General features: G+C 41.9%; 16 protein-coding genes and 3 tRNA genes. 18 read left to right on the top strand and 1 reads right to left on the bottom strand.

Features of this window, described 5'->3' with window-relative positions:
• Positions 1-119: 119 nt before the first annotated feature.
• The 3 genes from rpoC to H140_RS0109540 all read left to right on the top strand — a co-directional run bounded on the left by rpoC (position 120) and on the right by H140_RS0109540 (position 6,138).
• Positions 120-4,349: a DNA-directed RNA polymerase subunit beta' gene (gene rpoC, locus H140_RS0109550; RefSeq protein ID WP_026348998.1), complete on the top strand. Its 4,230-nt coding sequence runs from the start codon at positions 120-122 to the stop codon at positions 4,347-4,349.
• Between the two features lie 274 nt (positions 4,350-4,623).
• Positions 4,624-5,526: a hypothetical protein gene (locus H140_RS0109545; RefSeq protein ID WP_019673429.1), complete on the top strand. Its 903-nt coding sequence runs from the start codon at positions 4,624-4,626 to the stop codon at positions 5,524-5,526.
• A gap of 102 nt (positions 5,527-5,628) precedes the next feature.
• The gene (locus H140_RS0109540; protein WP_019673428.1) at positions 5,629-6,138 is read left to right on the top strand and encodes a DUF6586 family protein; all 510 of its coding nucleotides are present in this window, start codon (positions 5,629-5,631) and stop codon (positions 6,136-6,138) included.
• A gap of 52 nt (positions 6,139-6,190) precedes the next feature.
• Here the strand turns inward: H140_RS0109540 and H140_RS0109535 are convergent, their stop codons facing one another.
• Positions 6,191-6,856, bottom strand: coding sequence for a DUF4442 domain-containing protein (locus tag H140_RS0109535; protein WP_019673427.1), 666 nt, complete (start codon positions 6,854-6,856; stop codon positions 6,191-6,193).
• 171 nt (positions 6,857-7,027) lie between these two features.
• Here H140_RS0109535 and H140_RS14405 point away from each other — a divergent pair, with 171 nt between their 5' ends.
• The 15 genes from H140_RS14405 (at position 7,028) to H140_RS15210 (ending at position 22,282) form a co-directional block, all read left to right on the top strand.
• Positions 7,028-8,668 (top strand): McrB family protein, encoded by a 1,641-nt coding sequence (locus H140_RS14405; RefSeq protein ID WP_019673425.1) that lies wholly within the window; start codon positions 7,028-7,030, stop codon positions 8,666-8,668.
• A gap of 52 nt (positions 8,669-8,720) precedes the next feature.
• A complete protein-coding gene (locus H140_RS0109520) occupies positions 8,721-10,280 on the top strand; it encodes a 5-methylcytosine restriction system specificity protein McrC (protein ID WP_019673424.1) in 1,560 nt (519 codons plus the stop codon).
• Between the two features lie 189 nt (positions 10,281-10,469).
• A tRNA-Pro gene (locus tag H140_RS0109515) sits at positions 10,470-10,546 on the top strand.
• A gap of 46 nt (positions 10,547-10,592) precedes the next feature.
• Positions 10,593-10,669: transfer RNA gene (locus H140_RS0109510), tRNA-Arg, on the top strand.
• A 48-nt stretch (positions 10,670-10,717) separates the two neighbouring features.
• Positions 10,718-10,793, top strand: a tRNA-His gene (locus H140_RS0109505).
• A gap of 246 nt (positions 10,794-11,039) precedes the next feature.
• Entirely contained in the window at positions 11,040-12,077 is a 1,038-nt protein-coding gene (locus H140_RS14400) for a hypothetical protein (protein WP_019673423.1), read from the top strand.
• A 314-nt stretch (positions 12,078-12,391) separates the two neighbouring features.
• Positions 12,392-14,755, top strand: a complete 2,364-nt coding sequence (locus H140_RS0109495) for a cytochrome c biogenesis protein CcdA (protein WP_019673422.1) — start codon at positions 12,392-12,394, stop codon at positions 14,753-14,755.
• Between the two features lie 268 nt (positions 14,756-15,023).
• Positions 15,024-15,755 carry a DUF3465 domain-containing protein gene (locus tag H140_RS0109485; RefSeq protein ID WP_019673420.1) on the top strand — a complete coding sequence of 244 codons (732 nt, stop codon included), beginning with the start codon at positions 15,024-15,026 and terminating at the stop codon, positions 15,753-15,755.
• Positions 15,756-15,975: 220 nt separating this feature from the next.
• Positions 15,976-17,256 carry a phospholipase A gene (locus tag H140_RS0109480; RefSeq protein ID WP_019673419.1) on the top strand — a complete coding sequence of 427 codons (1,281 nt, stop codon included), beginning with the start codon at positions 15,976-15,978 and terminating at the stop codon, positions 17,254-17,256.
• 6 nt (positions 17,257-17,262) lie between these two features.
• A complete protein-coding gene (locus H140_RS0109475; RefSeq protein ID WP_227672894.1) occupies positions 17,263-18,099 on the top strand; it encodes a ComF family protein in 837 nt (278 codons plus the stop codon).
• A 263-nt stretch (positions 18,100-18,362) separates the two neighbouring features.
• Complete coding sequence (locus H140_RS15220) at positions 18,363-18,893, top strand: type IV pilin protein (protein WP_019673417.1); 531 nt, start codon at positions 18,363-18,365, stop codon at positions 18,891-18,893.
• Between the two features lie 25 nt (positions 18,894-18,918).
• The gene (locus H140_RS15215; protein WP_019673416.1) at positions 18,919-19,647 is read left to right on the top strand and encodes a type IV pilus modification PilV family protein; all 729 of its coding nucleotides are present in this window, start codon (positions 18,919-18,921) and stop codon (positions 19,645-19,647) included.
• Positions 19,647-20,663 (top strand): PilW family protein, encoded by a 1,017-nt coding sequence (locus tag H140_RS0109460; RefSeq protein WP_019673415.1) that lies wholly within the window; start codon positions 19,647-19,649, stop codon positions 20,661-20,663. The genes H140_RS15215 and H140_RS0109460 overlap by 1 nt, the downstream gene beginning before the upstream one ends.
• Positions 20,660-21,514 (top strand): hypothetical protein, encoded by an 855-nt coding sequence (locus tag H140_RS0109455; RefSeq protein ID WP_019673414.1) that lies wholly within the window; start codon positions 20,660-20,662, stop codon positions 21,512-21,514. The genes H140_RS0109460 and H140_RS0109455 overlap by 4 nt, the downstream gene beginning before the upstream one ends.
• A gap of 201 nt (positions 21,515-21,715) precedes the next feature.
• Positions 21,716-22,282 carry a prepilin-type N-terminal cleavage/methylation domain-containing protein gene (locus H140_RS15210; protein ID WP_167320793.1) on the top strand — a complete coding sequence of 189 codons (567 nt, stop codon included), beginning with the start codon at positions 21,716-21,718 and terminating at the stop codon, positions 22,280-22,282.
• Positions 22,283-22,286: the final 4 nt, after the last annotated feature.

Below are 22,286 nucleotides of genomic sequence, written 5' to 3'. Positions count from 1 at the left end.
TTGCCTTCAACGGTCAGTTAGGGTTATTACACAAGCTATATTATTGAATATAAAAAATTATTGAATATTAATAATAGTAATACCCCGACTACCGTGAACACATATAACGGAGAAGCAACTTGAAAGATTTACTCGATATTATGAAAAGCCCTGCCGACAACGGCAAACGTGAGTTTGATAGCATTCAAATTTCATTGGCTGCTCCAGAGACTATTAAATCATGGTCACATGGTGAAGTAAAAAAACCAGAAACAATTAACTACCGTACTTTCAAACCTGAGCGTGACGGCCTTTTCTGCGCCAAAATCTTTGGTCCAGTAAAAGACTTTGAATGTTTGTGTGGTAAGTACAAGCGCCGCAAATTCCAAGGCGTTATCTGCGAAAAATGTGGCGTAGAGGTCACTACTGCCAAAGTTCGTCGTGACCGTATGGGTCATATCGACTTGGCCAGTCCTGTTGCGCACATTTGGTTTTTAAAATCATTACCGAGCCGTATTGGTTTGCTACTTGATATGACATTACGTGATATCGAGCGTGTATTGTATTTTGAAAGCTATGTAGTCACTGATCCTGGCATGACATCTCTAGAGAAGTACCAACTGCTTGATGATGAAGATTATTACAAAGCCCTAGAAGAATTTGGCGATGAATTTATCGCTAAAATGGGTGCTGAAGCCATTCAGGACTTATTAAAAGATATTGACATTGATCTTGAAATTGATGAGTTGCGTGAAGAGATTCCAAATACGGGCTCAGAGACTAAGCTTAAAAAGATGTCAAAGCGTCTAAAATTATTAGAAGCATTCCGTGATTCTAATAACAAGCCTGAGTGGATGGTCATGACCATTTTACCAGTGCTACCACCAGATTTACGTCCACTAGTTCCACTAGAGGGTGGTCGCTTTGCAACCTCAGATCTAAACGATTTATACCGTCGTGTGATCAACCGTAACAACCGTTTGAAGCGTCTATTAGAGCTTAACGCACCTGACATTATTGTACGTAACGAAAAGCGTATGCTGCAAGAGTCAGTGGATGCGTTACTAGATAACGGTCGTCGTGGTCGTGCTATTACTGGCAGCAACAAGCGTCCATTAAAATCGCTAGCTGATATGATCAAAGGTAAACAGGGTCGCTTCCGTCAAAACTTACTAGGTAAGCGTGTTGACTACTCTGGCCGTTCGGTAATTGTTGTTGGTCCAACCCTACGTCTACATCAGTGTGGTCTGCCTAAGAAAATGGCACTTGAGCTATTCAAGCCATTTACTTACTCAAAACTGTTATCACACGGTTTGGCAACTACCATTAAGCAAGCGAAGAAGATGGTAGAGCGTGAAGAGCCACAAGTGTGGGATATGCTGGCCATGGTTATCCGTGAGCATCCTGTACTGCTTAACCGTGCACCAACCTTACATAGATTGGGCTTACAGGCATTTGAGCCAGTACTCATTGAAGGTAAAGCAATTCAGCTACATCCTTTAGTATGTACTGCATTTAATGCCGACTTTGACGGTGACCAAATGGCGGTTCACGTGCCTTTAACTTTAGAAGCACAGTTAGAAGCGCGTGTACTTATGATGTCCACAAACAATATCTTATCGCCAGCTAATGGTGATCCGATTATTGTGCCATCACAAGACGTGGTATTAGGTCTTTATTATATTAGCCGTTCGTCTATCAATGCCAAAGGTGAAGGCATGATTTTCGCAACTGTAAACGAAGCGTTACGTGCGATTGGTTCAAACGACTTACATGTCAATGCAAAAATTAAAGTGCGTGTGACAGAAACTATTATTGATGACGAAGGCAATGAAACTGAAATCACATCACTACAAGATACAGTAGCTGGTCGTTTGCTTATCTGGAACATCATGCCTAAAGGTATGCGCTTTGAAGAGTGTAACGTTGAGATGACGAAGAAAAACATCTCAAAATTGATGAACTCTTGTTATCGTACTCGTGGGGTGAAGGATAGTGTTATCTTCGCTGACCAATTGATGTACCTAGGTTTTGCACAAGCAACCCTATCTGGTGTATCGATTGGTATTGAGGATATGGTCATTCCACCAGCCAAAAAAGAATTATTAGAAGCAGCCGATGCTGAAGTTCGTGAAATTGAACAACAGTTTGAACAAGGCTTCGTAACCGCTGGTGAGCGCTATAACAAAGTTGTCGATATTTGGTCACGTACCAACGACAAAGTTGCAAAAGCGATGATGGACAATTTAAATACTGAAATTGTTATCAATGCTAAAGGTGAACAAGAGGAACAAAAATCCTTCAACTCTATCTTTATCATGGCAGACTCAGGTGCGCGTGGTAGTGCAACTCAGATACGTCAGTTAGCCGGTATGCGTGGCCTGATGGCAAAGCCAGATGGCTCAATTATCGAAACACCGATTAAAGCTAACTTCCGTGAGGGACTATCAGTACTTCAGTACTTTATCTCGACTCATGGAGCACGTAAAGGTCTGGCAGATACGGCACTGAAGACAGCTAACTCAGGCTATCTAACCCGTCGTCTAGTCGATGTCGCACAAGACCTAGTAATCACAGAAGATGACTGTGGTACTGAAAAAGGCGTACGCATGACACCACATATCCAAGGTGGTGAAATCATTGAAAAATTAGGTGATCGTGTATTAGGTCGTGTGGTTGCTCGTGACGTGATTAGCCGTGATGACAAGGTGTTGCTATCGGCTGGAACCTTGATTGATGAACACGGTGTACAAATCATTGATGACAATGGTATTGATGAGGTTTGGGTACGTTCAGTGATCACTTGTGATGTGCCACATGGCGTTTGTGCCCAGTGTTATGGACGTGACCTAGCCCGAGGTCACAAAGTGAACATCGGTGAGTCTGTGGGTGTTATGGCTGCTCAATCAATTGGTGAGCCAGGTACTCAGTTAACGATGCGTACTTTCCACGTTGGTGGTGCTGCAAGCTCGACTTCTGTAGATAACAGTATCACAGCTCGTAATTCAGGCTTCATCCGTTTCCATAATATGAAAACGGTAGAGCACGTAGATGGTCATTTGGTCATTGTATCGCGTTCTGCTGAAATTGGTATTGCTGATGATGTCGGTCGTGAGCGTGAGCGTTATAAAGTACCTTACGGCTCAAGTGTCCTAGTAAAAGACGGTGATGACGTACAAAGTGGACAAGCCATTGCAAAATGGGATCCACATACGCATCCAATTATTACTGAATTCGCTGGTACAGCTCGCTTTAGCGATATTATCGATGGCTCAACCGCCACCGTTAAGATTGATGAAGCAACAGGTATGAGTTCGTTTGAAATCCTAGCAGCAAAAGACAGACCAAGTAACGCCAAAGACTTACGTCCAGCGATTATTCTAGATACTACTGCTGGTAAAGAAGTGGTTTACTTCTTACCTGCTGAAACCATTATCCGCGTGTCTGATGGCGAAGATGTGACAGCTGGTTCGGTATTAGGCCGTGTTCCACAAGCTTCTTCAGGTACGAAAGATATTACTGGTGGTTTACCACGTGTTGCTGATTTGTTTGAGGCACGTCGTCCAAAAGATCACGCCATCATGGCAGAAATGTCGGGTGTGGTGAGCTTTGGTGCATCTACTAAAGGTAAGAACCGCTTTATCATCACCAATGAAGAGGGTGAGGTACATGAAGAGTTGATTCCAAAGTGGCGTCAAATTAACGTATTTGAAAATGAAACGGTAGCACGTGGTGAGGTCATTGCTGATGGTCCATTAAATCCGCATGATATCTTACGCTTACAAGGTGAAACTGCATTAGCAAACTATATCGTGGATGAAGTGCAAGATGTTTACCGCTTGCAGGGTGTTAAGATCAACGATAAGCACATCGAAGTAATTATTCGTCAGATGCTACGCAAAGTAGAAGTTACTGATCCAGGTGATTCAAATTACTTTAAAGGTGACCAAGCAGAGTATGCAGATATTAAAGCTTTAAATGAAAAGCTATTGGCTGAAGATAAATTCCCAGTTAAGTTTGAGCGTCAGTTATTGGGTATTACCAAAGCCAGCTTGGCAACCGAAAGCTTTATCTCAGCAGCATCGTTCCAAGAAACAACCCGTGTGTTAACAGCTGCTGCTGTTGAGGGTAAAGTGGATGAGCTACGTGGCTTGAAAGAGAACGTTGTTGTCGGTCGTCTGATCCCAGCAGGTACAGGTCTTGCTTATCATGCGGCACGTAAGAAAGCCAAAGAAGGCAAGCCTGCGTATGATGCAGAAAGTGCGCTAGATGCTGCTTTTGATTTAGAAGTAAATAGCACCACTCAGGACTTTAGAAGTTTTGATGAAGCTTTTGCACAAGAGTTAAGTCAAGATAAGCCTGCTCAATAAAGGGTTTATTTTAAACGAAAGCTTGTGTTCTAAATTAGAATGGAGCTTTTAAGATTTTAACTGTTTTAACTTTTAAATATTAAAAATAGCAAAAAGCCAGATACCGAGAGTATCTGGCTTTTTTGTGTTTGTAACCAAAAACGGCAGAAGTTTAACTTAGCTGTATTATTTGTTGGCTAGAATTAAATAACTTGTATAAACTAGGTAGAGACTAAGTAATAATTGGATTATAGTCAACAGAAAACTAGCGCAGCTAGATGTGAAGGAGACAATCGTGAAGAAGGCGGTCATTGGGGTTTGGGGTAAACATAGGGTCAACACAACAAGGGAAATCCAAGCTAAAGCTGCTGTGATGTCAGTGTTGCTGTTAAGTGGCTTGCTGGCTCTGGCTACTAGTCTACCGGCCAATGCCAATACCAAGCTAAATGCAAGTGCCAATGCAAAGGCAAGCGCTAAGACCAACGCCCAGAGCAAAGCCCAAGCCAACAACCAGGCGAAAAATCAAGCCAAAAGCGAGCGCATCACCCCTGATTGCAAAAGCTTAAATATCATGTTGATGTCCCTGCCAAATACTATGGCGATAAATGCCAATTGGCAAGCAGTTGGCAGCAATGGCAAGCAGGCCAAGACCATTAGCATGGGGGATTTGATTAAAAATTCTGCGCCAGATTTTTCAATCAATTGCCCCAGCTTTAATGCCAACTATGATGGCAAAACCTTAACAATGAAAGCGGACAGCTATCAAAGTATTATTGATCATTTGTATAAGCAACTAAATCGCGGGATCGATTTATACAATTATCGCTGGTATGAAGATCCCAATGTCAAAAATGAGTTTCAAGTAAATAAATATAGTTTTGACTTAGAGAGCCTTACGGTTACCGATGGTTATATTAAACTACCAGAAAATGCTAAATTAGGGGCTCAGCAGTCTTATATTCCAGAATCAGCAGCCATAAGCTATAAAGTTAATGGTGGTGAGTTAAAACCATTATTACAAAACAGAAAGATAATGGCATATCATGAGGCTTTTAAAAAAGCAAAAAGTATTGATATTTATCATAAAAATCCAAATATGGGCAGTAAAGGATTTGGAATACAACGGATTTTTATTGATAAAGAAAATGGAATTTTAGAAATTTATAAGAGTTATAACTTTCCTACTAATAACTCATAGGTGTTGTTAAATATAAAATACAAGAGGCTGTATAGAGGTGATATCACTGATATTTATCAGCGCTATACAAGCCTAACACTCAAAAATTTTAAAGGATAAAAAATGGCAGAAAAGGGCAGAGTAGCACGTTATCAAGCCGACCGTACCAATCAAAAATTTTATTTTTGTCGATTGGCCTGCAAACAAGCAGGAGAAACCACCGATAAGCAACTTTATCAAGCCTACTGTGAGACCGCTATTTTTCATTTGCAAGGTGCTTTGTGGGCACTACTACAAGAGTTGGCGCATTTTTATAACCTAGATACGACTCAGCCAACCATTGACTATATTGAAGCTGAGCTTGCTAAAAAAACCTTGATTTCACCTGAGATCCAGCGGATTAGGAAGTCATTAGATATGGGGGTATTAGCACATATCCAAAAGGCATATCAGCGTTGCCAATATGCGCCAGCGCCTGATAGCAAGGCGCTAGAGAGTAGTCAGCAGGATTTGATTGTCAATGTGGTGACTTTATCTAATCAGTGGTTACCTGATGAACAAAGCATACGTGAATGGCGGCGTCAATTTATGAGTTTGGTTGATGAAATGCGTGGTGGTATGGTTGAGTATTAACAGTGGTATAAGACCCTATTAGTCCCTAGCCTCTTTGTCTTTCACTTTTACCTTAGACCTGACCATCGCGGCGCTGTTTTAATTCTGCTTTTGGAATCCAAGCCCAAGTCATCTCAACTGTGATCGGCGCACGCTCGTTGTCTGATTGTCGGTCTTCAATCACACAAGGGATGACCATTTCACCTTTTGGGGTATCTAGGATATATTGGCGTTGTTGATTGTTTAAGGTGGCGATGGCCGCAATTTGACCCTTTTTTACTGGGCGATAGAAGTTCACCTCATACGATTTAACTAGTAATAGGCGATCTGAAGGTAAGTTAAGTGCTAAGATAAAGCCAGTTGCCGTTTCTGCCAATAAAGTTACGGCAACTGCATGAACCGAGCCGATATGATTTTGGACATTTTTTTTATTGTTTAAGCTGACAACCAATTTATTAGGCGTTACTTCTTCATAATGAATGCCTGTCGTACCGACATAAGGTACCAGTTTGCTAAAGATTTTGGTTAATACAGTGGCGTGTGTTGTCTTAGGTAATAACTGTACAACAGCTAGAATTTTGGTAAAAGGATTGCGAATATTTAAGTTGGCTGTCTTATCTTCACTGTTTGTACTTTGAGCTTGGTCAGAAGTAAAGCCTTGACCAGAGCGTTTTAAAGATAAGTTAAACTGCTCAGCTAGGGTCTGGACGTTTTGTTTTAAGTGGGTTAAACGGCTCATAAAGCATCCTTTTAGATAATAGGCGTATTACATAATAAACATGGTTCAAAGAGAGTTACAGTCATGCATGGTTTATTTGACTGCCCTTTTAACAAATTCAATAAGTGAAGTGAGTTCAATAATACTGTGAATAACGATGTTATAAATGCGGATATTCAGCATACTCAAAATATGCATAACAAACAATCCTTATTACCCAAACAAACTACCAATATTATCTTTACTGGTGTCGCAGGCACTGGTAAGACGCACCGACTGTTACAGCTGCAACGACTTTATGATCAACCTATACAGACTTCATGGGATAACTGGCGGGTACAGCAAATGAGTCATTATGGTTGGTGCGATGCAGTTTGTGCTGTATTACTGCTAGAAGATAGAATGATGAGTGTCCCTGAGATGATGCGTCATCCGTTAATCAAAGACAAAGCGGAGGCTAATAAGCGTAATGTTCATGTCGATAAAACCTTGTGGGTGCAGCTAAGCAAACACACCCATCCTGACTCTAGTACTGTGAATAGCACTCAGCGTGCGTCCAATTATTATTTTGATAAAACTGAGTCTAGTCATTGGTTTTTGCTCGATGAGGTAAAGCCCATGTTGCGTCAGCAGCTAGACGAGTTGTTATCTTTATATGACAAGCGAGCAGAGTCAGAATATATCGCTCAGCATACACTGAGCCGTAGCTGCTTGGTTAGCTTCCATCAATCTTATGGGTATGATGAGTTTGTCGAGGGCATACGTCCACGTATTCATCCACAAAGTGGTCAGATGCAGTATGATATTCAGCCTGGAGCTTTTTTGACCTTGTGTGCCAGAGCAAGCCGTGATCCTGAACATCGTTATGCAATGCTAATAGATGAGATTAATCGAGCCAATACTGCGCAAGTGTTTGGCGAGTTGATGAGCCTCATTGAGCCTAGTAAGCGTGCTGGTGGAGCCACACCGATGAGTGTGCGTTTGGCTTATTCAGGTCGGCAATTTATGGTGCCTAGCAATGTTGATATCTATGCTACCATGAATACTCAGGATCACTCGCTAGCAGCGCTTGATATGGCGTTTAGACGACGTTTTGAGTTTATCACCTGCGACCCATCTCCCCGCTTAGTCGGTAGTGTGACGGATGCGGCAGGGGAGAAGGTAGATGTGGCGCAAATAATGCAAGCCATCAATAAGCGCTTAACTGCTTTGTTTGGTGAGCAGGCACAACTGGGACACTCGTACTTTATGAACATGGATTCTATTGCTACGTTAGCAAGGCGACTGTATGGACAAATAATTCCTCAGATCTTAGAGTACATAAAGATGATGCCCACAGCTAATCACGAAGCACAGCTATTAATGCAGGTATTATACGCTCATTATATTGAGGCAGGCATTGAGCCAGATAAGGCGTATAGTTTATTACAATTTTCAGCGCTTGAAGATGATCCATTGCAAGCCAGCTCAATAAATGCAACCACAACACCTAATATGAGCCATGAACAGCAACTGTTAGCGCCTGACTTTATTGCTGCTGCTAGCTCAAGCAGACTGTCGTCAGGGCTCGATCTTTCTATTTTTGAGATGGTGGATTTTGAGATGGCAGATACGAAAGAGGACCCAATTGATGAGCAGGGAACGGTTGCTGATCAAAAGTCAGCGACTGAGCAGATAGCAGCAGTGAAGCAAGTAGCAGCAGTGAAGCAAGTAGCAGAGATGGAAAAGACAGCGCAGGTATCGTCTTATGACTTAAGTAATCGTTTTTTTACAGCTAAACCATATCAGCAGCTGTATCAGCTTTTTACAGCCTTTACTCATACTAAGCCATGAAGCATAAGATACGATCAAGGATAAGATATGAACCAGCAAGCAAAAGTGGCCCATGACTCGGTATAATCCAATGAAACATGCGTTTAGCAAGCAAGCTGATATTAAAAAAAAATCAGCTATTCAGCAAACAGCTATACAGCAAATAGATACCGAACCTGTAATGTCTTGCTTTGAGCATCAATGGCTGACACAAACTGACTTTCATTATCCGCAAGATTTTGATTATCTCGTTGCGCAGGAGCTGGCCTGCTTTGATATTCAGGTAAAGCAGGGGCGGCTGTATCTTGTAGTGTTGCACTATTTAGCAAAAATAGTATTACCTAGTGGTCAAGTGTTAGAAATTCTGCCTAAGATAAGTCAAGAAGCTGATCTACTATCAACCCGTACTTGGGTAGCAACCATGTTGGCGGATATTGGAATAGAGTCATTATTTAAACCGCTAGCAGCGACAAGTTTGCGAACAAAGACTGTTAATACTTTGCGAACAAAGACTATTAATACGACAAACTTACATCAGGTACCGAATTGGCAGGAGTCTGCTAACAGGCATGCGTCCTCTGCTTTGGATAATACTGTACGCTTAACTCTCACAACACATTTAGCTAGGCCTTGGTATGAAGGTGTGTTAGCAGTTGCTCAGCAAAAACTAACCCAAGCAGCTGCTGCATTGCCTAGCCGCTATAAAACGCAAGTAAATAATCACCCACAAGCGCAAGGCAAACTTTATCTAAGCGCCCAATTAAAGCATAATTGGCATCGACCACATTACTTATATACCCAGCAGTCGCGGTTTGTTACAGATACAGTGCTGGCTAGGTTTTTGGCCACAGGTTGGGTACAGCTACAACAATTGACCCAAGGTAAGGCGGGTGTCACGCCAACCTCTTTACAAGGTATAAAGTCCTTACCTATCATCCAGTGGCAAAGAGTGTATAGACAGCTTAGTCAAGATAAAAAAGCACAGGCGTCTTGGGTAGTGCAGTTAACGCCAAAGCAGATGGCAGGGGTTAATGAAGGGATACACTGGTGTTGGTGGTTGTTGACTCAAGGCAGCTTAGACTCAGGTCTCAGTTTGGACACAAGTGCTAACCAAGGTAGTGAGGCACAAGCGCCCAGCCCTGCGTTGATGATTAATATGAATCATGCATTTGAGTGTTGGGTATTACTGAAGTTGGCAAACTGGGTGAGATGTCAGTTGCCTGGTAGTCAGTTATTGACCCAGCCTAGATTTGCCTGGTTGACCACTCAAAGCGAAGGTCAACTTCCACAAGTTATTCAGCGCTTAACTCCAGATGCCTGTATTTATGATATACAAGGGAAAGTTACCCATGTCATTGATATAAAATATAAACTAATATATCGACCTCAACAAATTAGCAGTCGCGATTGGCAACAGTTGGCTGTCTATCAACAACATCTAGATTGCAAGCATGGCTGGTTAATTTATCCTAAATCAGAATATTTCACACAAAGACTTGACGTCAGACAAAATATAGACGACAATAGCCGCCAGAATCAGAGCAGATGCAGATTAAGCCAAGCATATGATTTGTACTCAGCGCAAATGAGTGCAATTGCATTTGATTTAGCCACTGCAAAGTTACTGATTTAGTGCAATTTTAATAGAATTTACACTTTTTACAAATTATTTGAAAAAAGGTGTTGACAGAATTAAAAATAAGTCCTATTATATGCACCTCGATAGCGATGAGGTATTTAAAAACTTTAAATGACATCTAAGTTACAAAAGTCAATTAATGTTATAATTAGCATCAATATCGTATAAAATAAAAAGGAATATCGGAGTGTGGCGCAGTTTGGTAGCGCATCTGGTTTGGGACCAGAGGGTCGTAGGTTCGAATCCTATCACTCCGACCATTTTTTATTAGAGCCTTACAGGCTTTTTTTTATGCTTTAAATATGAGCGCCTGTAGCTCAGTTGGATAGAGCATCTGCCTTCTAAGCAGGTGGTCGCAGGTTCGAATCCTGCCAGGCGCACCACTTTCGCCTGTCAATCAGTAAAGCCAAAAGACGTTCAAGTCGAATATGGCGGCTGTAGCTCAGTTGGTAGAGCCCCGGGTTGTGATCTCGGTTGTCGTGGGTTCAAGTCCCATCAGTCGCCCCAATTTTTCTTTAATATCTTTTTTTGCCTTCCTTAGCCTGCATTATATTTTATATCTCTTTTTTTATAAATAAACTAGAACTTAGACACGAATTAATTATTTAACTAATCCTGACGCCTGTCTGTGATTGTTTTTTTTGTTTATACAGTTGTCAAAAAGCTTTTGTGTTGAGAAACTAATGCCTGCGAATAGCAATAAAGCTATGATAATTGCATCTAATTTTGGAAAAGAAAGCTTGAGTTAACACTATGGCAAAACCTGTAATAAGTGTCACTGCAAAAAAGATCTCTGCAACCCAAGCGCCCGCACCTAATGAACAAGTGGCGGCTCAGACAGTAGATAAGCCAGAAATGGTAGATGATGCTGTGGTAGCGCCTGAACCTGTACCGACCAGCAAGGCCGAATTACTAGCGTTGTACCATGCTGAACCGTTACCACTGAACAATTCGGTACATAGCAAAGAGCTTGAAAAAGTAGCAATACAGCGGGTAGATTTATATCATAGACAACAGCAACGTACAGCACTGTTTTATACAGTAGAGGCAGCGTTGCGCCCGACATATCTGGTACAAGAGCTTAAATCACAATTTGTTGAATATCAGCAGTTTGAGATGGTGCGTGCACTGGATAAGCGCGGTCTGTTAGATTTAGAAAAAAATGAGATGATATGGCAACAGTTGCATGTTGTTGATGATTTGATAGCTGATATTTTGCACTATATGCCAGCACAACAGCCTGTGGGCTGGCAGCTGACTTCTGTCAATCGAAATCATTTAAAGCTGCCAACAGTCGGACGACTGAGGGATAAAGAGCAAGTTGCAGATCAAGGTAGTTTGACCAGCTATGTGCTAGGTCATTTTGGGGTAATGAGCTATACCTATGATAGGGCTTATTTTATAGGTCATGTGGTCGGTTATTTATTTTGCTGTTATTTTTTGGCACACTTATCGATTGCTTATGGAGTGACACCGTTACCACAAGCGACAGTTAGTAACTATGATTATGCGTCATTAGAAACGGCAAAAATGGTACGTTTGTTACAAGGTTTGGATGTGCATTGTAAGCGCCGTATCTATCAGTTGGCAGTATTATGTGCACGTTTGAGTTGCTATCGCTTGGATAAGCATATTGAAAAGCTGTTGATTGCGGAGGTTAATGAGTTTGATAAAAAGCAGCAAATATCTCATTTAGATGCGCTGTTTAGTAGTGGTATTATGCCTGAAATGCCTGATATGCCAGATATTGTAGATCTGTTGGGTCGCTCTGATGAGGATGATGCGCTCTAGTTGTAGTCAAATAACTAATTAATACTTATTACGCCAATCTCAACTTGAAATACAGGCTGTAGTTGTCAGTATTTTGTAACAGATGGGTTATAGATACTGTGAATAAATCAATTATTTGATATTGCTAGCTATTCTTGTTGAGAGTGAGGTACTTATTATACAATTATATATGGTGTAGTAAGTTTGATGCTTTATAGTTGTGTTTGATCTTAACTTTTGTGGCAATACCAAGCTATGCTGTTTTTATTTTAATTTGATTTAATTTGGGCGAATACGACCTAATTAAGCCTGACCTATTTTGTGATGCTAATGTAATGAAGAATGTTATAACTGTACCAAACTCGTTTAAAGATCATGCCATCCCTTCTGCACAGCAAACACAGGCAACAGCACAGCTACAAACGTCATGCAAGACTCGGTTTATGCGCTGTAATGATTCTAAGCCTATTTCTCAGGTATTGTTGACTGCTTTTTTTGCTGTCGCTATCACTGTTGCAGGTAGTTTTACTCAGTCTAATCAAGCACAGGCAGCAAGTTTGGCAGACTTATTTGGTGGTAGTAACAGCACTTCTTCTGCACAGCAAAAATTTTTAAAAGTAGAGGATGCTTTTTCAGTCAAGCCAGTACAAAACGGCAATCGCATTGAAGTCTCGCTCAACATTACTCCTAAGCACTATCTGTATAAAGATAAGCTGACCTTAAAGCTACCAGATGGGGTCAGCGCTTCAGATTTTCAGTTTTCTCATGCTTCTGAGTCTATTGATGATCCCACCTTTGGTAAGGTTGATGTCTTTCGACAACCCAAAGTGACTGCAACAGCGCTTTTAACTAATTCCTCAGATCAGCCAATAAATCAAGATGTCTCTTTGACTTGGCAGGGTTGTGCCGATGCTGGCTTATGCTATCCGCCACAAACTGAGATTTTGGCAGTAAGTCTACCAGCAGCAGTGTCAGCGACAGAACAAAGCACAGCAAAAGCAAGTGCCACATCAGCGAGTACAGCTAGGGACTCAGAAAAGCAAGCACAGAGCCAACAAGCAGTAGCCAATGCTAGCGCAAACACTCAATCTAAGACCACAGCACCCCAAATTAATAGTCAGTTATCAACAAAAACAACAGTAACAGAGCATACGCGTACAGATGTTAGTGATACAACAGCCTCTGAAGCTGGTGATACTACAAATGCCACAGATGCTGATATGCAAGGCGTTATCGATGCAAGCACAGATGCAGGACTAGATGGGGATGCTGGCTTGGTGGGTAACCTAGCTGTGCAGTCTCAAAGTCCTGTGTCAGAAATGCAAGCCAATCAAGGCTCACTATTTAGTAACACAGGGGTAGTTAATGAAGATCCCTTTGGGCTAGCTGAGCATCCTTGGTTGGCACTACTGCTTTTATTCTTAGCTGGTCTGGGGCTAGCTTTTACCCCTTGTGTATTGCCGATGTTACCGATTGTCAGTAATATTGTGGCCAGACAGCATACACCAACGGCCAAAAAAGGACTCATGTTAAGCGGCAGCTATGCGGTTGGGGTTGCTGTGGCTTATGGTCTATTGGGTGCAGTGATTGCGGTCTTTGGTCAACAATTGGGTATTATTGGTTGGCTGCAAAATCCAGTAATTCTATTGAGCTTTGCAGTAGTGTTTGTGCTACTTGCGCTGTATATGCTTGATGTAATTCGAGTACCTGTGCCGAACAATCTGCGTCAAAAATCACAAGCATTAAGCCAAGCGGGTGATAAGTATTTGGGAAGCAGCTCAGGAAGCTTTGTCGCTGGTTTATTATCCGCCCTCGTGGTATCACCTTGTGTGTCTGCTCCTTTATTTGGGGCGTTATTGGCTGTATCAACCATAGGCAATCCGCTATTAGGGTTCGCTGCTTTATTTATGCTTGGCTTTGGCTTATCTGCCCCCTTAATCTTGTTGGGTATTGGTCAAAGTAACTTAATGCCTAAAGCTGGTGAATGGATGGTTTGGGTAAAGCAAGGTTTTGCGCTATTACTATTTGCTGTGGCCTTATTGTTGATTGAGCGTGTGCTGTTTAGCTCAGTTATGCTAATGCTATGGTCAGTATGGTTTATGGTTCTTGCGATTTGGGCATGGCGCTGGCAAGGGCGTGGTCAGCTGTTTACCAAACCAATGGCAGTTGTACTGGCGATTTGGTCTGGTTTGACCTTAATTGGAGCTGCTGCTGGTAGCCAAGACTCTTGGCAGCCACTGCGTATATTTACTCAGCGCTCTGCTCCTTTGATACCACAACAAACTATCCCTACAAATACTGAACGAACGAATGGCTTAGCCACATCAAATAGCAACATGGCCAGCAGTTTTAGTAATGAAGGGGCAGCAGACTTACACTTAGTCACCTTAGAATCACTGATTCCAGTGATTGAAAATAATGACAAAGTTTTGATTGATTTAACCGCTGAGTGGTGTGTTGAATGCCGTATAATGGATAAAACCTTGTTTACCAATCGTCCGCAAGCACTGCATCAGTGGCAGATGGTGCGTCTGGATATCACTGAAACCAATGAAGATTCAGCGCGTATCTTATCCGAGCTGCGTTTGTTTGGTCCGCCAGCTTTGTTGTATTTTGTAGATGGTAAATTGGTTGAGCAGCAAGTGGGTATTATTAAGCGTGATGAATTTGAAGCAACATTGGCACGTTTGGCGTTGTAATAGGCTCTAGCAGTGAAAGAAAGCGGTGAAAAACAGCAGTCAAAGACCAAGACCAAAAAAAAGATAGAAAACAAAAAAGCAGACCAAGTGATTAGTTGCTAGTCATAAGTACAGATACTAATATAAGTAAATATACAAATAGTTTAAGTTGCATTTAACTTTAACCTGTTTAGGGTTAGTACCATGGGCGCTGCGTCGTTTAATATTGCTTGAAAACTACATAACCTTACATTATAGTATCTGCTAAGTTTTGGGGTAGGTGCTTATTGTGAAAAAGTGTAACACAACACAAGATATCATTCAGAGTGACTTGAAACAGCCAAGTACAGACAGTCAATTCAGTCAACAATATCCGTATCAATTTCGTTATCAACTCAGATATCAGCGTCCATCACAGTTACAGGTGGGCGCTGCTGAATGGCTTGTGACAATAAAAGCCGCAACAGCCATCAAAACAGCAGCAGTGGCCAAGGCGGCCTTGGTTATGTCGGCCAGCCTGTTGTTGTTTACTGCTTGTGAAAAGCAGCCGCCTGAACTGGTCGGGGGCTCTGAGCTAAGTAACTCTGTCATTAGCCCCATTGAAGTTGACCCAAATAAATTAAACACTCCTTCTGCGCATAGTGAAGATACTGGAACTGTGATGGTTCCTTTATCTTGCCGCAATAGCTTAATTACTGAAGCTTTTAATGAGCAACGTTCTGCGGTACAAGTCAAAGGCTGTGGCAAAGTGGTTGCAATACTGCCAGATGATAATGAAGGCAGTAGGCATCAACGCTTTATTGTTCAGTTAGAAGGCATACAGCCGGATCATACTGTGCTGATTGCTCATAATATTGATTTGGCGTCACGAATAGATGCGCTAAAAAAAGGCGATGATGTTGTATTTTATGGTCAGTATGAATACAATTCACAAGGTGGTGTGGTACATTGGACACATCATGATCCCGCAGCAAGACATCAACATGGATGGATTGAGCATAAAGGTAAGCGCTTTGAGTAATTTTTTGTTACTTAGTTAGATTGTTAGTTAGTTAGATTACTACTTAGATTGTTACTTAAAAAAACCGCTTATTTTTATAAATCAAATCGATAACGCCATCTCACTCTTAACATTTTCTGCTTAATTGTTTCCACTAAATAAACTCTTTTTTATAATTATGTTTGGTTCGCTATTTTTTAATAGTATAATAAAATCTTTACCATATAGATCAGGAATAGGCATGACAACATTTCAGCCTCTATCACAAGGCTTTCAGGCGTTTGCATCTAAGCCTAATATTTTAACCGCATCTCTTTTTGCAGCTTGTATTGTGCCCTTATTGGCTATGGGCAGTGCACAAGCTGCCAATGGCATGACGGCTGCGAATACAGCAGCGACCAGTGGCCAGTATTTGGCTGCGGATAGTTTTTACAAATGTGCTGAATTAAAATTAGACGCTGCTCGTTTGGCTTGTTATGACAAAGCACTTTCTGGCGAAGAGCTCACATTAGGCCGTGAAAAGACACCTTTAGATCTTGCCGAAACCTTCCGCGCCACGTTAAGTGACCGTCGTCCAACCGTAGTCTTTGCCAGCGAGGAAGAGAGAGCACAAGCGGAAGCTGAGGGCTATGATACGGGTGCAGTAAGTGCTGAAGGCAATGAAATATTGACTAGAGCTGGGATAACGGTTGATGATTTTGCACCTTATACCGCTTTAAGTTTGGCTTATGACTTAGATAAAAATAGTGAAAAAGGGACTTGGACAGTTAGACCTTATAACCCCATTTATTTGATGCCAGCCTTTGCTCACTTTAATCCAAACCGTAGACCGAGCACACCAACTCAGCCGATTCCAGACGCCAAAGACTACGAAGATCAATATGATCCGCTGGAGTTAAAAGCTCAAGTATCGTTAAAGACAAAAATCGCAGAAGATGTGTTTGATACTAATGCAGATGTGTGGTTTGGTTATACGCAGCAAATGCATTGGCAGGTTTATAATAGTGAAGACTCAAGACCCTTTAGGGCAACTGATTATATGCCAGAGGTGTTTATCACTCAGCCAGTCAAGGCAGATCTACCCTTTAATGGTCGGTTACGCATGCTTGGTGCTGGTGCGATTCACCATTCTAATGGTCAATCAGATCCATTATCACGCTCATGGAACCGTATTTACTTAATGGGTGGTGCTGAGTGGGGCAAGCTGAGTGTTATTCCGAAAGTTTGGTATCACTTAGATGATAATGGTGGTGACAATCCAGATATTACCGATTACTACGGTCATGGTGAGATTCAAGCCTTGTACGATTTTGGCAAGGGTGAGAGCTTATCTGCCACTGGTCGCTATAACACAGCAACCAATAGAGGTGCGATTCAGCTTGATTACATCCATCCGATTACACGTGACTTGCATGCATTCTTCCAGATTTTCCACGGTTATGGTGAGTCTATCATCGACTATAACGAAAATACCACAGCGGTTGGTGTCGGTCTATCTCTGACCGATTGGAAAGGTTTGTAGGCAGTTTTGTTTACTAACTGGTTGACCAGATTTTGTATCCCTGCTTATTATCAGCTAGGGATATGGCGAGTACAGTATCTACAAAAGGTATGCTGTGTTTGTTATTTGCATCCAGTGGCAACGATGACAGGTATCAGAGGTAGTGCTAAATCTCCCCTTATCTCTCGGACAAATAGCAGTAGTCACTCAAAATTATGCAACTTGCAACAACAAAAGGGCGCTCAAGCAGAGCGTCCTTTTTTATCGTCTCTAGTTTGTCAAGACTGTCATAATGATTTGGATTGGTTGCCGCCTGTGTTTGAGCTGCCACTAACAAACATTATGCATCATTCTAAGCCTGATGTTACCATATTATCGATCCAAACAGCAGCGCCACATGTTAACTATCTACGTACCGCTATTATTGATTTTAAATATAAAGAAAAATTGAATGCATTACCGATATTGATGCATGCGCTACGTCAACTACCACGTCCTCATGGTTGTCATGCAGGCAATAGTGTTATCTTGGCAACGCCAACAACTAAGCAACGCTTGGCAGCAAGGGGCTTTGAGCCAGTAGCCGTCTTGGCTCATTACTTATCTCAGCATTGGCAAATACCGCTTTGGCAAGGGGTTGTTCGGGTTGATGAGGCAGTCAGTCAGCAAGGTTTAGATCGGTATCAGCGTCAAGCCAATATATCACAAGCTTTTGAGTTGCTTACCAAGCCACCTACAAGACGGGTGTTACTATTTGATGATGTGGTAACCACGGGTGCAACTTTATCAGCACTGGCGTTAACCATACTAGAAGCGTATCCGCAGACGCAGTTGACAGCATATAGTTTGTCACATGGTGATTGATTGTTACGTATCTTTCATTTTTGATCCTATCTACTCTTTTTTTACTTTCTTTCTCTTTTCTCTTTTCTCTTATTCTCGCTTTTTATACAGCCTCTGGTTAATTTTTATTAAAATAATTGTTGTTTTTAGTTGTATTATTTAGTTTAATGAAATAGTAAAGTATTTTTATAAAACTTTAACAACGCTTAACAGAGCCTAACGCCATGGATAGTGCTGCGTGTGGATTAGAGTGCTTAACTTAATATAGACTAAGGAAAACAAGGATGTCATGGCGCTTACCGCACGATACTAGGTCAATGCATGGTTATGGCATCTTAGAGTTACTGATTGTTGTGATACTTATTGGGGTTTTGTCCAGCATAGCGTATGCAAGCTACCAAAAAAATAACATCAATGCCAGACGGGTACAGATGATGGTAGTGTTACAAAATTTAGCCATGAATATTCATGCCCAAAAGCTAATCCAAGCCAATTATGCAGATGTTGCATTGGTGTCAATATTTCCTACTGCACAGTGGACGGTTAGTACAGGTCAGACAAAAAGCGACAAGATGGCAGTCTTTGACTACCCGCAAGGCGCACCAGTGCTATATAAAGTTTCGTTGAGCCCTGTAACTGATGGGTCGTTAACGGCTGGTAAACAATTAGGTTCAGCGCAGTGGCAATTAATAGCCACACCTGACCCAGATGGAATTATGCATCAAGATGGCATATTAAGCCTAAATTTTGAAGGACGTAAATGTCATCGTGACAAGTGTCGCTATGATGACAGTTGGAATCAGGACACGCCTTAGGGGTTAACTAAGCAAGGATGCTTTGATGTCACAACGCTTCTCTATACCGAAGATATCAGATATTTCAAACCTAATAAAACAACTATGCCCGTTGCATCAGTCATATCTGTCGTATCAGTGGTATCAGCATAAGTTGCACCAGCATAAGATATACCCGAATAAGTTATATAAGCTACGTAGGCGACAAGGCGTTAGTAATAGGCACAGAGAAGTTACGACCTCTCAGCAAGGTGCTGGGTTGATTGAAGTATTGGTAGCTTTGCTTTTATTGTCAACCACAGCTTTAGGCTATACTGCATTACAGGCACACTCACTTAGCTCTGTGGATGATGCGCTAATGCGAATGCAAGCGTTATTAATCTTAACTGAGACTGCGCAGAGAATTCGTGTCAATCAAAATGTGGAGGATATTGCTGTTTACCAGCAGTTATTGGCAGCCCCAACAGCGCCTAAGCCACTAAACTGTATGATAACTAATGGTTGTCAACCCTCACAAGTCGCTAGCAATGATGTGGCTAGTTTGCGCCAGCAGGCCTCTGAGCAGGGAATACGATTGGCGATGGTAGTGTGTCCTGGCACTCAGTATCAGGGCAAGACCAGTTGCTTGGTTGCGGCATGGCACAACACAGAAGCTGGATATGCCACAACAACTAATGATTTAACTGCTGCAATTAATGAGGGTAGGCAGGGGTGTTTTCATGTCGATGGTAGTTATTTGTTGCAAGCAGATTGTGTTTACAGAGAAGCTTATTGATGCAAAAAAGAGAGCAAATAAGTGGCAACTTGGCTATCAGACAGCGAGGCCTAACTCTAGTTGAGTTAATGCTGTCTTTAAGTATTGGGATAATGGTTAGTGCTTCTGCCTTTCAGCTATTTGTTCACAGTAACCGCAGCCGTCAAATACAGCTGTCGGTAGCTGAAGTACAAGATGCTGCTTTATTTAGCTTAAACATCATCAATAAGGAAGTTGCACAGGCTAACTTAGGTGCGACCAGTTCGATGCAGCAGCAAAGTGCTTGGACGGGAGTCGTCTTTACGGGCTCTATTGATCGCCAGCAACAAGATGAGGCTGGCAAGCCATTACAGTCAGGTAATCTTAGAGGAGTTAACGGGGTTGATGCTAGGCTGCTAACACGTCGTCAGGCAGGTCCGAGCAATGTGATAAGCCCTAGTCGCAGTGATCAGCTGACTATACAGTACCAAGCACCATTTGATGGTTTTGATTGTGAAGGTGATAGGGTTAGTCAAGGTGAGATGGTGGTTGAGCGTTTTTTTACTCGCTTAGATCGTCAGCGTGCTGAGAACGAAAGCAAGGCACTAGCAATTGTACTAGCTTGTGATGCTGGGCGTTATCATTTGCCCAATAGTCTTAATGCAGATGCAGTGACAGCAAATATGCTGTCGCTTTATGGGCTGGGTGATAATGGAGTGATTATAATGAACCGAATTGATTATATGGAGATCAAATTGGGGGTTATGTTGGCACAAGGCTTGGCTTATATGCCAATAGATAGTTACCTTGCTACTTCAGCCTCTAGTAGAAGTGGCTTTAATAATAGTCGCTTAAGCTATATACACCAAGCACCTATTGTCGCGATTCAAATTGGGGTGATTGGTCGCGGTAATACAGCGTTATTGGCGGAAGACAGATCCCAAAGCAGTTTCATAATTAATGGTAGCGAGCGCACGATTAAACAAAAAACGCCCAGTTATATACGGCGTAGCTTACAAAGCGTGGTCTATCTTAGAAACAATCATATTCTTCAATGACAGATGGTAATCGACAGGCGCATTTTACTGCTCAGTACTTGCCATCACAGGGGCAGCAAGGTATGGCGTTGGTGATAGTACTGTTTATGTTGCTGTTATTAGCAGCTGCCAGTGTTATTGCACTAACAGACTCACAAACCAGCTTGCAACTCACCACAGCCGCTCAGGTAAAGCAATTGTTATTTCAAGCCTCAGATGTGCCTTTGGCGCATATTGATAAGGTTTTACAAGATCCTGTCTTGTTGGCACAGTGGAGCCGTAAAGATGGTCCAATTGGTTATTTGGTACGTCCTGGTGAGCAGTTTGCGACAGCAGAGTATGTCATTTGTTATCAGCCAACTGAGCGTGCGACTTTGTATGCAGGGTCGCATCAACATAAAGTAATTCATCAGACAGGTAGGGTAAAAAATCGTGATGGCTATTGCCAGATTGGTGCTGCTAGCAAAGGTAATTATTTTACCAGTGAGCGTCAAGTGGTGGCGACACAGATATCCTTTGTGCGATTAGATAGGCCAACCATAGAAGATGGGGGTGCTGAAAAAGTGGCAGATAGTCAGCCGATACGTATTCGGGCCTATGTGGTGTCTGTGATACCTCTATTAAGTCAGGCTAGCTTAATTGAGGTTGATACTTGTTTGGCGTTACCTATGGCAGTGAGCAAGGAGAGGGATCGAACAAGTCTGATAGCTTGCTTACAGCGCACACATACTCCGTATAATTTGCAAGCACAAGATTATTTGTATGGTTCACAACGAGAGCTCACTGCAGGTATGAATACGGAGCGTGTCAAGCTAACGCCACTGCAGTGGCTCGAATATGGCAATCATTTACCTGTTATCGATTCACATTAAGCACACTATGCTGTCTTTTGCTTTAGCAGTATCAGTTTTGATGAGATGGTATGGAGACAATTTATCTAGGCTCGTTCGTCTTGTAGCAGAATTAAATCAAACCGATTGTACTTAGGATAATTGATTGTATCTTGTATGATCCATAGCATTTAGGGCTATCGATAGCATTTAGGGTTATCGATGGTGAAAAAGCGTGCTCTTATGAAATTTTTCTTGATAGTTAATAGCCGTCCGTTAGCAAAGCGACAAACATTACTGATTAATGGCTTTAGTTTAATTGAGTTAATGATTGTAGTGATGATTATGGCGCTGATTGCAGTTATTGTGCTGCCCAGCTATCAAAGTCATTTGCGTCATAAGTGGCAAACACAGGCACAGCAGCAAGGCTTATTGGTTGCAAATCAACTGGCTAGATGGCAATCAAAGAGATTAAGTTATGCTGGGTTTATGATGATGCCAGCCTCTAATATGGCTGCAAACCGCCTAGAAAATAGAGGTAAACAGCATATCCCCATTGATAGTAATGATGAGGATTATTACTATTTGTTAACCCTAAGAGATGCAACGGGACAGTTAGCTTTAAATCAGCTTCAAGCTAATGGTAATGGTTGGCGCTTACTGATAGCACCCAATCCGAAGCAAACCTTAGTACAAGTTTCAGATACTTATTATTTGGACAGTTTGGGTCAGCGTTGTCGGTTTGGACCTGAGGTTGGTGTGCTAGATATTAGCACTCAGATAGACTGTTCTTCACAGCCGGGATGGTAGTGAA

It is taken from the genome of Psychrobacter lutiphocae DSM 21542 (assembly GCF_000382145.1).
Taxonomy (GTDB): domain Bacteria; phylum Pseudomonadota; class Gammaproteobacteria; order Pseudomonadales; family Moraxellaceae; genus Psychrobacter; species Psychrobacter lutiphocae.
Note: the sequence above shows the minus strand (reverse complement) of the source record. Positions and strands in the feature narration are given on the sequence as shown.